We start from the raw sequence: 16545 nt of genomic DNA, 5'->3' as shown, positions 1-16545 counted from the left end.
AGGGCCGTCGAGCGGCTACTGCAAGCGTCTACTATTGGCCTACACAGGCAAGGGGATCACGCATGGGGATGCGTTTCTGGTTGCGGCCGTTTTTCCTGGCCGCGTCGCTATTGGCAGGGACCGCTTTGGCAGGCGCGCCCGACGTGGCCGCAACGCCCGATCCGGACGTTGCGCTCAAACAGGTCCGCGAACGGAAAGACGCGGCGTATGCGGGCGTGTTGGCGCAGTTCGACGCGTCGATGCGTGCCGCGCCGGGTGATGCTGCCATAGCGGTCGCACGCTGCCGGTTCATCGGCAACTTCGTCGACGACGAATACGGCGAATGGGTGGATTCGGCGCCGGCACAGTTTGAAGAGTGCCGCAAGACCATCGAGACGCGTTGGCCCAACGAACCTGTCGCCCAGATGTTCGAGCTCGGGCAAGTGTGGGGGGAAGAGGCCGTCGAGCAGGGCGAAGCGCTGGTCAAGGCCATCGACGGCTGGCCGTTGCCGCTGCGCAGGGAACTGCTGACCAGGTTGTCCGAGGCGCACGAAAACGAGTCCAACGACGAGCGTGCCGGCGAGTTGGCGGTGTTGGCGGTCAATCTTGGCGAGCACTCGCGCGTCGCTGCCGCGGTGACGTACCTCGCGACGCATGGGCGCGCCGGCGAAGCCGCCCGGTTGTTGCAGTCAACGCCGCCGGCCGAACTGTCCTGGCTGGCGAAGGCGCGGATCGAGGCGGCACTGGAGCTGCCCGATCCGAAGGCCGGCCTCCATGAACTGCGCCGCTATGCCGATGCGCAGTTCGAGATCGACAGTGCTGTCGCTGCTCGTGCCCACCTGCGCGCGGGCGACGTCGCCGCCGCGCGCAAGCTGCTCGCGGGCAAGGCGCACAAGTCCGCGTCGCTGCAGAAGCTTCGCTTCGAGGCGGCCATCGCGGCGAGGGACTTCAGCGCCGCGTCCGCGCTGGTCGACCTGACGGACACCGACGACCTGTACGCGAACATCGAGCGCTACGGCACGCTGGCCATGCGCTCGCCTTCCACGCTGTGGTCCGGCCCGATGCTGATGGGCTCGCTGGTGATGGTGCTGGCGCTGCTCGCACTGGCGCTGACGCCGGGCCTGCTGCTGGTGCCGGCGCATTACCGCGGCCTGGTGCGTCGCGCCCGCGGCAAGACGACCGTGCCCTTGTTCGATTCGATCGGCCTGCGCCATGCCTGGTTCGGCGGCTTCGTCGCGATCTGCGTGCCGATGATCGCAGGGCTGGTGCTGGAGCCGCGCGCGATGGCGCAGATGCTCGAAGGCACCCCGGTGTCGGAGCCGGTCGCGTTGTTCCGCATGATGCTGTGGGGAACGGTGGCAGGCCTGGTGTGCGTAATCCCGATGATGCGCGGGATGGGCATGCGGCAGCTCCTGGGCGATCGCGCTGCGCTGCGTTCCGCGGGTTGGGTGCTGGTGGCATGGGGCGCCCTGTTCGGTGTGGGCGCGCTCAATGCCGCCTGGAACGGAACCGCCAGTTCCGGTGACACCGTGCACACCCGTGCCATGGCCGCGCTGGCCATCGGCGGACGCGAGGCATACGGCCCGGCGGTCACGTTGCTGCTGGTCGCCGTGCTCGGGCCGGTGCTGGAGGAGCTCACGTTCCGCGGGCTGATCCTGGGTGGCCTCTCGCGCCATATCAGCTTCGGCTGGGCCAATACGCTGCAGGCCGCGATGTTCGCCATGATGCATGACGACCCGCCGCGCCTGCCGTTCTATTTCGCCCTCGGCCTGCTGGCGGGTTGGCTGGTGCGCAAGTCGCGGTCACTGGGCCTGGCAATCGCGTTGCACGCGCTCAACAACGGGCTTGCGTTCGCGATGCGGATGCTCTGAGGCGCGATGGGAGCAAGCCAGGCCTGTGAGGTCGCGTTGCGTGGGCTGGGTCGTGGACCCAGCCCCGCACTCCATCACTTGAACACCAGCTCGCGAACCATCATCTGGCCGAGCAGTTCGCGCATCACCGTGCGCTTGCCGGATGCTTCATCGGCTTCCTTGTAGTTCAACTTGGTGACCTTGGTCTGGATCGCGTCCATCTTCTCGTCGATGCCGTCGAACGCGGCCATGTTCGGATACGTCACCACCAGGTACAGGTCCGGTTCGCTCGGGTTGTGGGCCTGGGCGCTGTACACGTGGAAGTCGCTGACCAGGCCCGACTTCTTGCCTTCCTCCATGGCCCGGCGCCAGGTGGCGTTGAGGTAGCTCATGTAGTTCTCGAACTGGCCGTCGACCACCTTGATCGACGAGACGATGGTGACGGGTCCGTCCGCGTAGGGGCGCTGCTGTGCTTGCGCCGACACCGCGAACAGTGCCATCAGCAGGCAAGCCAGCCACAGGTTGAAACGCTTCATAAGACCTCCTCAGTGATGCATGGCCGTGCGGACGCCCGCACGGCGTGACCGCCGGCCAGGCCGTCGATCGCATGAGGCTGAACGCGGCCGGCCTGTGCGGTCGGACAGGTGCCGGGCCCCGGCTGTCCGTGCGGGCGAACGCAGCACGTTGGCCGAGGGAGTACAAGGACCCGCCGGAGGAGCACATGGGCGACACATACAGCGGAACCTGCTTTTGCGGAGCGGTTGGCATCGAGGTGAGCGGGGCGCCGGAGGCGATGGGGTACTGCCACTGCGCGTCCTGCCGCAGCTGGTCGGCCGGCCCGGTCAACGCCTTCACCCTGTGGAAACCGGCCAGCGTCAGAGTCACCCGCGGCGCCGAATTGATCGGCCATTACGCCAAGACGCCGGTCAGCGATCGCCAGTACTGCAGCCGCTGCGGCGGCCACCTGATGACCCACCACCCCCCGTTCGACCTGACCGACGTCTACGCCGCGACCATCCCGACCCTGGCCTTCGTGCCGGCGGTGCATGTGAACTACGGCGAGACCGTACTGCCGATCAAGGACGGGCTGCCGAAGCTGAAGGACTTTCCTTCCGAGCTGGGCGGCTCGGGGGTGATGCTGCCGGAGTAGGTGACCGGGCCTTGGGAGGGGCTGGGAGGGGGCGGCGGGGGCAAGCAGGTCCCTCGCTGCGCTCGGAACGACAGCGGGACGGTGATGGCGGATGAACGGGGGCACTGCACGGAGGGCCGGAGGGCGCCCCGGACCCCCGCCCATGCGAGAATGCCGCCCCACCGCGCCGCGCCCCCACCTGCGGCCACTCCACGGATTCCATGAAGACCCCCACCGCGCTGCAGGCGCTGATTGACGACGGCGTTATCGACGAGGTGCTGCGTCCGCTCAAGAGCGGCAAGGAAGCGGCGGTGTTCGTGGTCCGCAGTGGCGATGACGTGCGCTGCGCGAAGGTCTACAAGGACATGGCGCAGCGCAGCTTCCAGCAGCGCGTGCAGTACCAGGAAGGCCGCAAGGTGCGCGGCAGCCGTGAGGCGCGTGCGATCGGCAAGGCCAGCAAGTACGGCCGCAAGCAGCAGGAAACCGCCTGGAAGAACACCGAGGTCGACGCGCTGTACCAGCTGCGTGAGGCCGGCATGCGCGTGCCCGAGCCGCACGGCTACTTCCATGGCGTGCTGGTGATGGAACTGGTGACCGATGCGGAAGGGTTTTCGGCACCACGCCTGGGCGAGGTCGAGCTGAGTGCGGAGCAGGCGCGCGAATTCCACGCGGTGCTGGTGCGCCAGGTCGTGCTGATGCTGTGCTGCGGCCTGATCCACGGCGACCTGTCGCCCTACAACGTGCTGGTCGGCCCGGACGGCCCGGTGGTGATCGACTTCCCGCAAGTGGTCAGTGCCGCAGGCAACAATGCCGCCCGGCAGATGCTGCTGCGCGACGTCAACAACCTCACCGCTTACCTGGGGCGCTGGGCGCCGGAACTGTTCGACACCTGGTATGGCGAGGAAATGTGGGCTCTGTTCGAGGCCGGTGACTTGCAGACCGACAGCGAGCTGACCGGCAAGTTCAAGCATGACGAGCGCCGCGTCGACCTCGACAGCGTCCGCGACGCGATCAACGAGGCCCGCGACGAGGCGCTGATCCGCCAGCAGGGCCGCGAGGCAGCGGCGCTGGCCGACTGAGGGCACGAGAATGATCAACAACGATGTGCTGCGCAGCATCCGTTACATGCTCGACCTGAGCGACATCAAGGTCGTGGAGATCACCAGGCTGGCCGATCCGGAATTCCCGATCGAGAAGGCCGACGTGCTGGCGTTCCTGCGCCGCGAGGACGATCCGGAGTACGTGGAGTGCAGCAGTCGCGTGCTGGCGCATTTCCTCGACGGCCTGGTGATTTACCTGCGCGGGCGTGACGAGAGCCTTCCGCCGCGCCCGGTCGAGAAGCGGGTGACCAACAACGTGGTGCTCAAGAAGCTGCGCGTGGCCTTCGAGATGAAGGATACCGACATGCATGAGACGTTCGCGGCGGCTGGTTTTCCGGTGTCGAAGCCGGAGCTGACGGCGCTGTTCCGGCAGAGCACGCACAAGAACTTTCGCCTGTGCGGCGACCAGATGCTGCGCAACTTCCTCAAGGGGTTGACGCTGCGGGTGCGCGGCGGCTGACACTCCATCACGTCATTCCCGCGAAGGCGGGAACCTACATCATCACGTCATTCCCGCGAAGGCGGGAACCTACATCATCACGTCATTCCCGCGAAGGCGGGAACCCAGGGACGTTGCTTTTGACTTGTCGCCTAACGGCAACATCAAAATGGATCCCGGCGTTCGCCGGGATGACGGTGTTGGGTTGGAAAGGGTAGGGCCTGGATCCCGGCGTTCGCCGGGATGACGGTGATGGGTTGGACGGGGTACGGGCCTGGATCCCGGCGTTCGCCGGGATGACGGGCACTTAGAACCGCTCGCCGACCGGCAGGTAGCGCCACGCGCCTACCGGCATCTTCGCCAGCGGGATCTTGCCGATGCGGATGCGGCGGATCGCCACTACGTCGAGCCCCACCTGCGCGCACATGTCCTGCAACTGCCCGGGACGCGCGGCCTTGATCGCGAAGCGCAGGCGGATCTCGTTCTGCCAGCTGACCTTGCACGGTGCCAGTTCGCGGCCCTGGAAACGCAGGCCGCCATTGTTGAGGCGGTTGAGCCCATACGGCGCCATGTCGCCGGATACCTCGACGACGTACTCGTGTTCGATCTGGTCGGCATCCTCGGTCAGGCGTCGCCACACGCGGCCGTCCTGGGTCAGCACCATCAGGCCACTGGAGTCGCGGTCGAGCGGGACCAGCGGCGTCAGCCGGATGAAGTGCCGCTGCAAAAGGCGCATGCCGGTCGCGTCGTCGGCCCAGCGCGTGGCCGGCGTGACCAGCCCCGCGGCTTCCGTGCGACCGCTGATCGCGTCCACGCCGACGGGCTTGTGAAACAGGATCGTGGCCGGTTGCGGCGGCTCGAGGACCGCATCGGGGTCCAGTTCCACGCGCTCGTCCGACACCATGTGCTGCGGCGCCTCGATCACCACGCCGTTGACCAGCACCCAGCCGCCCTCGATGTAGCTTTCGGCGTCGGCGCGCGAGCAGCCGGCCAGTTCGGCGACGCGGCGGGAGAGGCGGACGGGTTCGGACACGGGACTGCCAGGCGGGACGGGTGCGTAGTGTAGGGACTAAGACGTCAGGCGGGGGTTCACGTCGTTGCCCGAGGCCTCAAAAGAACTCGATGCCGGGCCGCAGCAACAGCTGGAACACGAGCAGCAGCGCGACGACGGCCAGCAGCAGCCAGCCCGTCGATCCCGGTCCGGTGCCGCGAGCCTCGAGCCCGCGCAGACGCCATGCACCGGCCTGCATCCAGACCACGCCGATCCACGCCACCAGCACCGGCAGCAGCACGACCTCGAGTGCTTCGCGCGGCACCCGGAACGGGATCACCAGTGCCGTGCCGACGATCACCGGCAGCGTGGCCACCTGGAACATGAAGCGCGTGCGTGACCGCGGAGTGGCGATTCGCGCCGGTTGAACCGCAAGGCCGAGCAGCGGACGCGCGAGCCACATGGCCGCCAGCGGCATCACGATCAGCGCAACCAGCGCGGATGCAGTCTTCGCCAACGGGCCCATCTGCAGATAGTCCATCGCCATGCCGACATCGCTGCCGGAGCTGAGCGCGCCGATGACGACCTGCGGCAGCGCCATGAACAAGCCGCAGTAGGCCATCCAGATCAGGAACAAGCGCAGCGTCGTGCCGCGTGCCTGCCGCAGCAGGGCGATGCAGGCCAGCGCGGCCAGCACGGTCGCCAGCGCGCCGGTCCCCTGGAACAGGCTCGCCAGTGGATGCACGCCCGCCCACTTGTGGTTGTTGTGGAACAGCGTCGGCTGCAGGCCCGGTGTCAGCGCCTTGGGCAGCACCAGGAACAGTTCCTGGATGAAGAAGGTGAGGTTGAAGGCAAGGGTGTAGAGCAGCGTCGAGGTGATGGTCAGCGACCGGTCCCAGTTGCGAACCGGTGCCGATGGAGCCTGCTCACGCGACGATCGAAACAGGCCCGTCAGTGCAAGCACCAGCGGGCCGGCCAGGAGAACGATTGCGACTGCGATGACGATGACTGCCATGTCCTTCCCGGTTCCGTGAATGCCGCCGACCATTGCAGCATGGCGTCGCCGCCATCAGCGTGACTTCAGTCGCGATCGGGCGCACCCAGTGGAAAGAAGGGGCGATAGGGACGGGCTTCGTCGACCGCACGCGCGAACGACGGCCGCGCCAGCAGGCGCCGGCGGTAGGCATGCACGGTGGGAAACCCATCGCCGATCGCATGGGTCCAGTCGGCATAGAACAGGAACGGCGCCGCACCGCAATCGGCCAGGCTGAAATGCTCGCCCGCGGCCCATTGCCGGCCTTGCAGTTTCTTCTCCAGCCACGCGTAGGAGGTTTCGAGCATGGCGCGCGCTTCGGCAACGCCGTAGGGATCGCGGTCCTGCGGCTGGCGGATCGCGTCGAAGACGACCTTCTGCTGCGGCGTGGAGACGTAGTTGTCGAAGAACCGGTCCATCAGGCGCACTTCCAGCGCCTCGCGCGGATCTTCGGGGACAAGTTGCACCGGTCCGGGATGGTGGAGGGCCAGGTGCTCGATGATGCAGCTGGCTTCGATGACGGTGTGGTCGTCGTCGACCAGCACGGGGAAGCGGCGCATCGGCCAGATCCGGGTGAGCTCGCGCATCGCCGGGCCTTCGGGATCGTCGAGCAGGCGGAACTCGAAGGGTGTGCCGTTTTCGTAGAGCGCGGTCAGGACCTTCTGGCAATACGACGAGAACGGGTGGGCATAGAGCTGGAGGGGCATCGAACGGGCTCCTGGGGCAGGGTGTTGATTGTGCGACGAATGAGCGGGGTCGGATTCGACAGCGCAAATCGACAGTGCCGACGTCGTGGGCGCACTATGCACGCGCAAGCCATCCGACGAGGGCATCGCCATGTGCCGACTCCTTGGGTTTCTGCTCGCTGGCGCGGTGCTGTACCCGGGCACGCCTGCGCATGCCAACGATGCCGACACGCCGCCGGGTCGCCAGCTCATCGATCCGCTGACCACGCGCGATCACCTGCCGTTGCGGCTGGACTGGGACACGCAGATTGGCGGATTCGACGAGGGCAAACAGCACACGCTCGCCATCGAGCCGGTGTTCTCCTTCGGCGAAGGCGGCGGGCGCTGGGTGTCGCGTACCTTGCTGCCGCTGGTCCGCCTGGAAGGCGTCGACCCGCAGGATCGCATCCAGTCCGGTATCGGCGATCTGCTGCAGACGCTTTACTACGTGCCTGCGTCGGTGGCCCGGGATGACGGCTTCCATTGGGGCGTGGGTGCCACCCTGCGCGCGCCGACCGCCAGCGACAACGCCTTGGGTGAAGACACATGGGCGCTGGGGCCGGCATTGGCCGCGACCTGGGTCGGCAGGCGCTGGAGCTGGGGTGCCCAGGTGCAGCATCTGCAGGCGTTCGGTGACAATTCCGATGACGGTTCCGATGACGACTACACGCTTGATGACGTCACCCGGCTTTCGCCCTTCGCCACGCGTGACCTGTCAGGCGGCTGGAGCGCAGGGGTGCAGGTCGATGCGGCCTACGATTGGCAGCGCGATCGCATCAAAGGGCCACTGACGCTGTACGCGCGCCGGGCTGGCAACGCGTTCGCCTTCGATGCAGGTTTCCGCTATTGGATCGACGGTCCGACCGAGGAGCCCGAGTGGGGTGTGCGGCTGGGATTCACCTGGATCCTCGACTGACCGCACGAGCGAGCGACGCTCGACGTCTCACGCCCGCCGGAAATAGAACCCGCTGTAGTGATCGAGCGTGCATTCGGGTTCGAACGGCACCTTCAGGTGGCGCTCGCGCGATTGCCACTGGTCGGCGACGACATAGCCCAGCTTGGCCATCTCGTCGACCAGTTCGCCCTTGGCCATCACCCGGTACGGCAACACCGCCTTGCCGATGTTCTGCAAGGTGACATAGCCGTGCTTGGGGTGGATCGGGGTCAGGTTCACCAGCACGTGCGGCGGCGGGCTCTCCAGTCGCGAGAGCAGTTCGGGCAGCGTGTAGTCCAGGTACTGCAGCGCGCCACTGCTGATCAGCACGTCGTGGCCGTTGGCGGCGTCGGGCTCATCGGCAAAACGGAGCAGGCGTTCGGGATCGTACTGTTCTGCCCAGGCGCGGCCGGCGTCGACCACGGCCGGTACGTCGTGGACGCACCACTGCAGCGTCTGCGGATAGGTCAGATAGCGGCGGAAGCCGTAGTAGCTGACGCCGATGTGGCCACCCAGGTCGAAGATGCGGTGCCGACCTTCGGCCAGCAGCCGCGACAACCAGTGCACCACCGGGTAGTCGCTGACGCGGATGGTGTTGTGACGGTCGAGGTACATCCCGCCCGCCGAGGGCTGGTCGTAGGTGGTCGGCAGCGCGGGCGCGGCGGCCAGGGCCTGGTCGCGGGAGTCGAACACACCGAAGTAGGCGTTGCCGTCACGATAGGGGCGGCTGAACATGCGCCGGTAGAGGGGCTTGGCCAGGGTGCGCAGACCGGGTAGCTCCGCGCTCTCCGTGGCGATGCGGAGAAGCTTGTCCTTCATCCATGCAAGGTCGTGCACCATTGTCTTCCCCGCTGAGTCCCCGTTAGACAAGGCAAACGCAAAGGACGTGGAGAAGGGGACGCGTGCCCGGCCAGCAGTGGGCGCGGTTATTGCCGCAGGCTGTCGAGCTGCCGCAGGTCGTCGAGCTTGCTCCGGTTGGCGGCACGGGTGTCGCCGCCACCAAGGGCCTGCGCGCGGGCCAGGGCCTTGGCGGCACGCCGGGTATCGCCGGCGCCCAGATAGGCGCGCGCCAACGCCGAGTAGAAGCGGGGCTCGTCGCCGTACAGCCGAATCGCCTTGCGGTAATGGCGGATCGCCAGCGCGTACTCGCCGGCACGCTCATGGTTCACCGCCAGCAGGAAGTGGTGAAACGGGTCCTTCTCCTGGATACGGGCGAGTCGTCGGCGATACTCCGCTTCACGCTTGGCATCGCCGCGGCGGTGCGCCAGTCCGGCCATGTTGAACAGCGCGTTGGTGTTGTCGGGGTCGAGCGACAGGGCCTTCACGTAGTCGCGTTCGGCCGCCTCGGTTTCACCATTGCGCACCGCGATCACGCCGGCGTTGCTCCAGTGGTTGGCGTAGCCGGGGTCGAGTGCTATGGCCTGGTCAATGTCGCGCTTGGCGGCGACCAGGTCCATCCGCTCCATCGCGGCGATGCCAAGGTTGTTGTAGAAGTGACCGTACAGGCGGGCCTGGCTTATTGGCTGGGGCGGAAAGCGGGCCATCACTGCGTCGCGGGCTACGTCGACGCTGTATTGGCGTCCGGCAATCCGGACGACTGCGTTCACGTGGTTGCTTCTATAGAGCGTGCCTTCCGCCTGGCGCCAGGCGAGTGTCTGCACCATCTCCTGCGGAGTCGCATCGAGGCCGGCTTCGCGGGCCAAGGCGAGGAACAACAGGGTGAAGGTCAGGCAGTTCGCCTCTCGCGTGGCATAGGCCTCGGCGACAGTCGAGGTCGCACTTTCCCGGTAGGTCATGCCCAGGCCCTGCTCGCCGAACAGGAATTCGACGGTGCGTTCCAGTCGCGCGTGCTGCGAGGGATGGCCGCTCAGGACTTCCGCCTGGTAGCGCGATTGCAGTTCCGCGGGCAGCGCCATGATCTGCGCCGGCGGCGTGGCGTCGGCGACGGTGGGCGCCGGTGCGGCAAGCGCCAGCGTCGCGGCGATGACCCAGGTGAACATGGCCAGACCCTTCGCGCCATGCGGCGCAGGATGGGCTGGGGGCAGTTTAGACCTGCCGTGGTGGGGTGGCGTGAGTGCACAACGTCATGCCCGTTTGGGCACATTGGCGGGGTCGGGCACCGTTCACCGCAGCCGCCGCCCCTCGTCGCTCTCGCGGTACCCCGCCGGCACCGGCTGCGCCAGGTAATCCATCGTGAACTCGCCCCCGGCCGCCACCGCCTCGCAGGTGCGCATCGTGCGCCCGTCGGCGTCGATGGCGACGTTGGGTCTGGCGCTATGGTTGATGTAGCCATAGCTGGTGCGGATGCCGCGCACGAGCAGCCGGGACGGGTCGAGTGCGTTCCATTCCAGCGCATCCACGACGCGAGGGAATGCCGCCACATCGACGACCTGGCCGTCGAGCACACACAGCACTTCGCCGGCGCCACGCGCGCGGGTCGAGAACAGGCCGTGGCCGTGGATGGCGCTGGTGCCGACTACCGCGTCCGCCACCGTGGGCAGGCATGGCGCGCCGCCAAGCAGCCGCGTCGCCAGCAGGTCGAGGTCGCCGATTTGGTCGATCGTCATGGCATCTCCGCACCCGTTTTCGGGAATTCAGGTCGCCGGCGCTATGCTCGCTCCTCGATCCACAGGAGACGATCCCATGGCCACTGGTTGGGCAGGCGACGGTGCCGTTCAGGACCAGATCGACGCCACCATCAAGGACGCCATCGAGCGCGCCCGCAGCCAGCTCCCGCAAGGTCCCGGATTGGTGCATTGCGAGGAGTGCGGGAAGAAGATCCCGGAAGCACGGCGCAAGGCCGTGCCCGGTGTGCGCCTGTGCATCGACTGCCAGCAGGCGCACGACGAGGACCAGTCCGCGCACAGCGGTTACAACCGTCGCGGCAGCAAGGACAGCCAGTTGCGCTGAGGGCCAGTCGCCTGGGAGCCACGCCGCGTCACTTCATCGAGTGCAGTCCGAACATGTTGCCTTCGGTGTCGATGGCAAGGGCGATGAAGCCGTACTGGCCGATCGAGAACTTCTCCTTGAAGATCTTGCCGCCGGCGGCGACCACGCGCGCGGCTTCGACCGCGCAGTCCTCGCTGATGAAATACACCAGCGTGCTGTTGCCGCCGGAAGGATAGCCCTCCATGTGCACCAGCGAACCGGCGGCGCCCGGCTGGTCGGGTGCCATCGCGAATGCCCACATCTCGATGCCGGGGCTTTCCAGCCGTTCCAGCTTTCTCGCCAGAACCGTTTCGTAGAACGCGCGGGCGCGGGGCATGTCCTGCACGTAGATTTCAAACCAGCCGACGGGGTTGTTCATGCTGTGGTCTCCACGGAAGTGCGGCGATTTTGTCGGAGCGCGCGTAGGGCGGCGTGAACCCGCATCGAGGGTGACGTGTCGTCAGGCGTCGGCGAGATTGCACGAATAGAACCGCGTTCGTCGCGTGGTCGACCACCGTCCGACGCGACGCTGACACCCGCGCCGCAAGCCCGACAAGAACCCGTTGATTGGCTCAGCCCAGCAGGGGCGCAGCCTGTTCCAGGCGTTGTCGCAGCTGTTCGGCCAGGCGCAGGCTCAGGGCGATGATGGTGAAGGTCGGGAACGCCCAGCTGCCGGTCGGGAACACCGAGCTTCCGGCGATGTGCAGGTTGCCGATGCCGTGCACCTGGCAGTTGCGATCGACCACGCCCAGCTCCGGTGCATCGGCCATGCGCGTGGTGCCCATGTGGTGCGAGGTGCCGAACACCTGCGGCACGCCATTGTCTTCGTCCAGCCACGGTTCGGGCCGGAACTCGCCGTTGCTCACCCGCGCCAGTTCGGCACCGAACAGCCGGGCAGCGGTGCGGTAGGTATGGCGGTCCAGTTCGGTCAGGCGCCAGTCGACGCTGACCTTGCGCAGTCCGAGCGCGTCGCGTTCCTCGCCCAGGGTGATCCGGCTGTCGCGGTTGGGCACCTGTTCGAAGTAGCCGACCAGGTCGACGCGTTCGGTTTTCACCGTCGGCTTGCGGGTGAGCTTGCGGCCGAAGGCCTTGGCGATGTCGGCCACACCGAGGCCGGCGCGCAACGTCAGCGAGGCGATGTCGTCGTCGCTGGGCCGCGATTTTGCGATGTAGTCGGGCTCGCCATTCTTGCGACCGCAGACGCGGGCCTTGATCGCCCAGTTCTCGTGGCGCCGGCGCGCACGCATGATCGCGCGCAGGTCGCGCAATGCCTGCAGCCCCTCGGGCACCGGTTCCTCGAATGCGTACGGCCGAACCCGGCCGCTGAGGATGCGGTGCTGGCGCTGCGCCTCGTCGGAGAGACAGATTTCCGGGTGCGCCTGCGGTTTGCCCTTGGGGACGTTGCGGTCGTAGGGGCGGATCACCGAATCCGGATCGCGGGTGAAGAGCGCGCCGAGCTTGCCGCTGGGGTGGTCCATGAAATAGCGGCCGACCAGATCGTGGTCGTTGCCCAGGCCATCGGGTTTGACCGAATTGGACGACAGCAGCAGGCGTGCGTTCTCGATGCCGCCGCAGGCCAGCACGAAGTGGCGGGCGCGAACCACGCCGCGGTGGCCGTCGAGCGTGCCGATGCGCGCCTGCCGGACCGCCGCGCCCGACGGCAGCGCCTCGAGCTCGAGCAGGTTGGCGTGGAGCAGCACGGTGATGTTGCGGGCGCGTTCGAACTCGGTGCGATAGGCCTCGCCGAAGATCATCGGACTGCTGGCGAAGGTCTTGTGCACCAGTGCATCGGCGTCGAAGGCCAGCGTTTGCCGTGAGGACGGCGTCAGGAAGGTGTCTTCGCCGAAGTCATGGGACTCCAGGCCGCAGAAGGTGCGGGCCTTGAGGTAGTGCGGTTCCAGGTCTGAAAAACCGATCGGCCAGCCGCTGTGCGGCACCCAGTCGCGGGCTTCCAGGTTGGCCAGCGGAATGCAGCCCCGCCCCCAGAAGTTGCAGGTGCCGCCAAACGCGCGCAGGCGCGACGCGCCGGGGTCGAACTCGGGTACGCCAATCGACGAGCCTTCGAACAGCGCCTGGTTGCGCTCGTCCGCATCGAGCCCGCCGCCTTCGACCACGCACACGCTCACACGGGTGCCGAGGAAGGCCCAGGCAATGGCCAGACCGGCGGCACCGGCGCCGACGATGCAGATGTCCGCCTCAACGTCGGCGGGCGACGAAGCCTTCCTGTAATCGAAGATCAAAGTGGAGCCCCTTGTGCGAATTGGCGCGGGCACAAGACGACTCGCTTGCCCCCAGCCTGCTGTAGCTAGACAACGCAGCGCGGGGCGGGGAGGGGACAGTGCGCGCGGCGCTGGCGGCCGTTCCGCTCATGCCGAAACGTCATGTCCTGCAGCAGCGGGGTCGGGCAGGCGTTGCCCGACCCCGAGGTGCTGCCGGTTACTGCGCGCTGTACCCGGGTGCCGGCAGGGCCAGGCCCTTGTCGATGGCTTCGGTGATCAGCTTGCGCGTCTCGGCTTCGGCCTTGGCGACGACCTTTTCGTGCTGCGCGCCGAGCACTTCCATCTGCGCACCCAGCGCTTCCATCGGCTTGCCCGCTTCCTCCATCTGCCGGCCCAGGGCCTCCATCGGTCCGGTGTTGGCATCCAGGCGGCGGGCCTCGGCGTCGATCAGCTCGGACTGGTCATCCATCTGCTGCGCCAATGCATCCTGCTGGTCCGATAGGGCGTCCATCTGGGCCGACAGCTTGTCCATTTCCGCCTCGCCGGCACCGACCATGTCGTCGGCGAGCCTGGCCTGGCGCTCGCCCAGGTCGGCCTGCTGCTTGCCAAGGGCTTCCATCTTCCGCGTCGCCGCGTCCATCGCCGGGGTCGCACGGTGCTGCTCGCTCAGCTTCTCCATCTGCTCGCCGAGCGCGCTCATCTTGTCGCCGTGCACTTCCATCTGGTCGCCCAGCACTTCCATCTGCTTGCCCAGCTTGGCGCTGTCGCGCCACGCCTCGTTCGCCTTGGCCACGGTGGCCGCATCGACGATGACGTAGGACTTGCCCCCGCGACGGAACCAGACGAAGTCGCCCTGCAGGCTATGCCTGGCTGCTTCGATCTGCGGAAGGTCGTCGGTCGAACCGGACATGGTCACGCCGTCGCGGTCCTTGCTGACCAGGGCATAGGCGTCGCGGGTCTTGCCGATGTGCAGTTGCAGGGTGTGGCCGCCGCCGGAGAGTGTCGGCGCAGGTTTCGATGCCGGCGCGGACGTCGCTGCGGGTTGCGATGAGGTGGCCTTGGCGGGGGCATCACTCTTGTTGATCTGGGCGTGGGCGTAGAACGCCATGCACGCGGCGGCGAGGCCGATCAAGGGGAAGGCGACGCGGCCGCTGGCGGCGCGACGGCCGGGACGGACGAGTTGTTCGATGCGGGACATCAGGTGGCCTCCATGGGCGGCTTGGGCAAGGTAGGGATGTGCGCGGTGCGCACGGTCGAGGTGGCGCTGCAGGTGGTGGAATTCCGACAGTTCGGACAGGGCCAGGGCAAGGCGGCGCGGCTCGCCGGTCACCTGGGCGGCCAGCTGGTCGGCGATGTGCTCGCGCTCGATGCGGATCCGGCGCGACAGCCACCAGGTGACCGGGTGGTAGAACAGCAGCGCCTCGACCACGCCCTGCAGCAGGTTGACCAGGTAATCGTGGCGGCGGATGTGGGCCAGCTCGTGCGCCAGCAGTGCTTCGATCAGGTCGACCGGCATGCGCGTCAGCAGGGCCGAGGGCAGCAGCACCACCGGGCGCAGCCAGCCGGCGGAGGCAGGAGAGTCGAGCGAATCGACCAGGCGCAAGGCAACACGCGGGCGCATGCCAAAGCGGACGGCGAGGGCATCCAGGCGTGCCTGCCAGGCGGCATGCCCGGTGCCTTGCGGCTGCCCGCGCAGGCGTTCGATCCAGACCAGTCCCGTCGCCATCCGCAGCGACAGCGTGCAGGCGCCGGCCGACCAGATCACCACGATCCAGGGCATCGCCGCGTCGATGCGCGCCGGCCATGCCGACAGTGCGGGCACGAACTCAACATCGCTCGCCGCCAGATGCATGGACGCAGCGGCCATCGCGAGTGGCGTGGCCGGTTCGCCTGCGGCTGCAATCATCATTGCCAGGTGCATCGCCGGCACCAGCACGCAGGCCAGCAACGCCACGCAGGCCAGCGCGTAACGTGCTTGCGGTCGCGCGCCCTGCATCAGCTGCAGCGCCAGCGCAGCGATCAGGCCGATCAACGCGCCCTGCCAGACGAAGTGCAGCAGTGCGCGCCCGAGCAGCGGAACCAGTGCGGACGGATCAGGCATCGGGGTTCTCCTTGAGGAAGCGCTTGATCTCCTCGCGTTCCTTGTCGGTGACGTGGTCGCTCAGCGCGGCCAGCACCAGGTCCTTGCCGGAGCCGGCGAAGGCTTTCTGGATCAGGTCCCTGAGCAGGTTGGTCTGCAATGCGTCGCGGGCATGGGCGGCGGCGTAGACATGCGAGCGCTGGCTTTCGTCGCGGGTCAGCAGGCCCTTGCCGTGCATGATCTGCATCAGCCGCAGCACGGTCGCGTAGGTGAGGTCGGGGCGTTCGGCGATCCGCTCCTGATGGACATCCTTTACCGTCGACGGACCCAGGCGCCAGATCGAGCGCAACAGGTCGAGTTCGGCGGCGGTGGGCTTGGGCGGTTTGACGGGCTTGCGTGTCATCTGGGTGTTCGCGGAGTTGTGGCTGGAAAAGAACGTAGACCAACTAGACCGGTTTGTCTAGACAGTTTTATCTAGGTCATAAGTCATGGTGCTGGACGTCCCGGTGTGGCCATGGCGCCCCGGATTGGGCCTAGGATCTGCGGGGCCGAAACCTTCACGCACCAGGGAGTCCTGCGATGTCCTTGCATATGCAACGCCCCGTTGAATGGCTGCAGGTAGTGATCGGCGGCCTGATCGTCGCCATCGGCGACATCGCCTTTGCGACCACTGTCTGGTTCTCATGGGATGCAGCCGGGATCGAAAAGGTTTTCCAGACGATCGCGGTCGGGGTGCTGGGCAAGGCCAGCTACGAAGGCGGCATGCAGTCGGCGCTTCTCGGGGCAGGGCTGCACGTGTTGATGGCCACCTCCTTCGTGGTGATCTACACGCTGGTGGCGCGGCGGGTGCCGGCGCTGTTGCGCAGGCCGTTCGCGCTGGGCGCGATGTACGGTGTCGTGCTGTACGTGGTGATGAACTTCGTGGTGATGCCACTGTCGCGGGTCGGGCGGTCGCCGTCGTTCGAGCACCTGGACTGGATCATTGCCAGTGTGATCGCGCACATGGTGTTCGGCGTGGTGTGCGTGCTGTTCGCGCGACGGGCGCTGGCGCGGGGCTAGCCGTTGCTGTTGCGTGTTGGGCTTGCGTCTGCGGAGGGGCGTCGTCCGCCGGGCCGGGGATTGCTCCGCCCCTTCGTCG

Annotated in this window: 18 protein-coding genes; 7 read left to right on the top strand and 11 right to left on the bottom strand. The window is 67.2% G+C overall.

What is annotated here, in order from left to right:
- Positions 1-143 precede the first annotated feature (143 nt).
- A complete protein-coding gene (locus AC3A3X_RS11690) occupies positions 144-1850 on the top strand; it encodes a CPBP family intramembrane glutamic endopeptidase (protein ID WP_487583200.1) in 1707 nt (568 codons plus the stop codon).
- 74 nt (positions 1851-1924) lie between these two features.
- Here AC3A3X_RS11690 and AC3A3X_RS11685 read toward each other — a convergent pair whose 3' ends face one another.
- The gene (locus AC3A3X_RS11685) at positions 1925-2365 is read right to left on the bottom strand and encodes a hypothetical protein (RefSeq protein ID WP_487583199.1); all 441 of its coding nucleotides are present in this window, start codon (positions 2363-2365) and stop codon (positions 1925-1927) included.
- A gap of 185 nt (positions 2366-2550) precedes the next feature.
- Here AC3A3X_RS11685 and AC3A3X_RS11680 point away from each other — a divergent pair, with 185 nt between their 5' ends.
- From AC3A3X_RS11680 to AC3A3X_RS11670, 3 genes are all read left to right on the top strand, one after another.
- A complete protein-coding gene (locus tag AC3A3X_RS11680) occupies positions 2551-2979 on the top strand; it encodes a GFA family protein (RefSeq protein ID WP_487583198.1) in 429 nt (142 codons plus the stop codon).
- Positions 2980-3179: 200 nt separating this feature from the next.
- Entirely contained in the window at positions 3180-4037 is an 858-nt protein-coding gene (locus AC3A3X_RS11675; protein ID WP_487583197.1) for a PA4780 family RIO1-like protein kinase, read from the top strand.
- Between the two features lie 10 nt (positions 4038-4047).
- A complete protein-coding gene (locus AC3A3X_RS11670; protein WP_487583196.1) occupies positions 4048-4518 on the top strand; it encodes a YehS family protein in 471 nt (156 codons plus the stop codon).
- Positions 4519-4804: 286 nt separating this feature from the next.
- Here AC3A3X_RS11670 and AC3A3X_RS11665 read toward each other — a convergent pair whose 3' ends face one another.
- The 3 genes from AC3A3X_RS11665 to AC3A3X_RS11655 form a co-directional block, all read right to left on the bottom strand.
- Positions 4805-5530 (bottom strand): rRNA pseudouridine synthase, encoded by a 726-nt coding sequence (locus AC3A3X_RS11665; RefSeq protein WP_487583195.1) that lies wholly within the window; start codon positions 5528-5530, stop codon positions 4805-4807.
- A gap of 76 nt (positions 5531-5606) precedes the next feature.
- Complete coding sequence (locus AC3A3X_RS11660; RefSeq protein WP_487583194.1) at positions 5607-6503, bottom strand: hypothetical protein; 897 nt, start codon at positions 6501-6503, stop codon at positions 5607-5609.
- 65 nt (positions 6504-6568) lie between these two features.
- Positions 6569-7228: a glutathione S-transferase family protein gene (locus AC3A3X_RS11655; RefSeq protein WP_487583193.1), complete on the bottom strand. Its 660-nt coding sequence runs from the start codon at positions 7226-7228 to the stop codon at positions 6569-6571.
- Positions 7229-7358: 130 nt separating this feature from the next.
- Here AC3A3X_RS11655 and AC3A3X_RS11650 point away from each other — a divergent pair, with 130 nt between their 5' ends.
- Positions 7359-8162: a hypothetical protein gene (locus AC3A3X_RS11650; protein WP_487583192.1), complete on the top strand. Its 804-nt coding sequence runs from the start codon at positions 7359-7361 to the stop codon at positions 8160-8162.
- A 27-nt stretch (positions 8163-8189) separates the two neighbouring features.
- Here AC3A3X_RS11650 and AC3A3X_RS11645 read toward each other — a convergent pair whose 3' ends face one another.
- The 3 genes from AC3A3X_RS11645 to AC3A3X_RS11635 all read right to left on the bottom strand — a co-directional run bounded on the left by AC3A3X_RS11645 (position 8190) and on the right by AC3A3X_RS11635 (position 10747).
- Positions 8190-8999 carry a TIGR04325 family methyltransferase gene (locus tag AC3A3X_RS11645; protein WP_487583191.1) on the bottom strand — a complete coding sequence of 270 codons (810 nt, stop codon included), beginning with the start codon at positions 8997-8999 and terminating at the stop codon, positions 8190-8192.
- Between the two features lie 107 nt (positions 9000-9106).
- Positions 9107-10180, bottom strand: coding sequence for a tetratricopeptide repeat protein (locus tag AC3A3X_RS11640; protein ID WP_487583190.1), 1074 nt, complete (start codon positions 10178-10180; stop codon positions 9107-9109).
- Between the two features lie 123 nt (positions 10181-10303).
- A complete protein-coding gene (locus AC3A3X_RS11635; protein ID WP_487583189.1) occupies positions 10304-10747 on the bottom strand; it encodes an SET domain-containing protein in 444 nt (147 codons plus the stop codon).
- 76 nt (positions 10748-10823) lie between these two features.
- Between AC3A3X_RS11635 and AC3A3X_RS11630 the strand changes: the two genes are divergently transcribed.
- Complete coding sequence (locus tag AC3A3X_RS11630; RefSeq protein ID WP_487583188.1) at positions 10824-11090, top strand: DksA/TraR family C4-type zinc finger protein; 267 nt, start codon at positions 10824-10826, stop codon at positions 11088-11090.
- A gap of 28 nt (positions 11091-11118) precedes the next feature.
- Here the strand turns inward: AC3A3X_RS11630 and AC3A3X_RS11625 are convergent, their stop codons facing one another.
- The 4 genes from AC3A3X_RS11625 to AC3A3X_RS11610 all read right to left on the bottom strand — a co-directional run bounded on the left by AC3A3X_RS11625 (position 11119) and on the right by AC3A3X_RS11610 (position 15810).
- The gene (locus AC3A3X_RS11625) at positions 11119-11487 is read right to left on the bottom strand and encodes a VOC family protein (RefSeq protein WP_487583187.1); all 369 of its coding nucleotides are present in this window, start codon (positions 11485-11487) and stop codon (positions 11119-11121) included.
- A 193-nt stretch (positions 11488-11680) separates the two neighbouring features.
- On the bottom strand, positions 11681-13348 hold the full coding sequence (locus AC3A3X_RS11620; protein WP_487583186.1) for a GMC oxidoreductase: 1668 nt from the start codon (positions 13346-13348) through the stop codon (positions 11681-11683).
- A gap of 196 nt (positions 13349-13544) precedes the next feature.
- Positions 13545-15428 carry a M56 family metallopeptidase gene (locus tag AC3A3X_RS11615; RefSeq protein WP_487583185.1) on the bottom strand — a complete coding sequence of 628 codons (1884 nt, stop codon included), beginning with the start codon at positions 15426-15428 and terminating at the stop codon, positions 13545-13547.
- Complete coding sequence (locus AC3A3X_RS11610; RefSeq protein ID WP_487583184.1) at positions 15421-15810, bottom strand: BlaI/MecI/CopY family transcriptional regulator; 390 nt, start codon at positions 15808-15810, stop codon at positions 15421-15423. Before AC3A3X_RS11610 ends, AC3A3X_RS11615 begins: the two co-directional genes overlap by 8 nt.
- A gap of 188 nt (positions 15811-15998) precedes the next feature.
- On the opposite strand from AC3A3X_RS11610, the gene AC3A3X_RS11605 reads away from it, so the two are divergent.
- Positions 15999-16466, top strand: a complete 468-nt coding sequence (locus AC3A3X_RS11605; protein ID WP_487583183.1) for a hypothetical protein — start codon at positions 15999-16001, stop codon at positions 16464-16466.
- Positions 16467-16545: the final 79 nt, after the last annotated feature.

This window comes from Lysobacter sp. Soil_N_23 (assembly GCF_057656135.1).
Note: the sequence above shows the minus strand (reverse complement) of the source record. Positions and strands in the feature narration are given on the sequence as shown.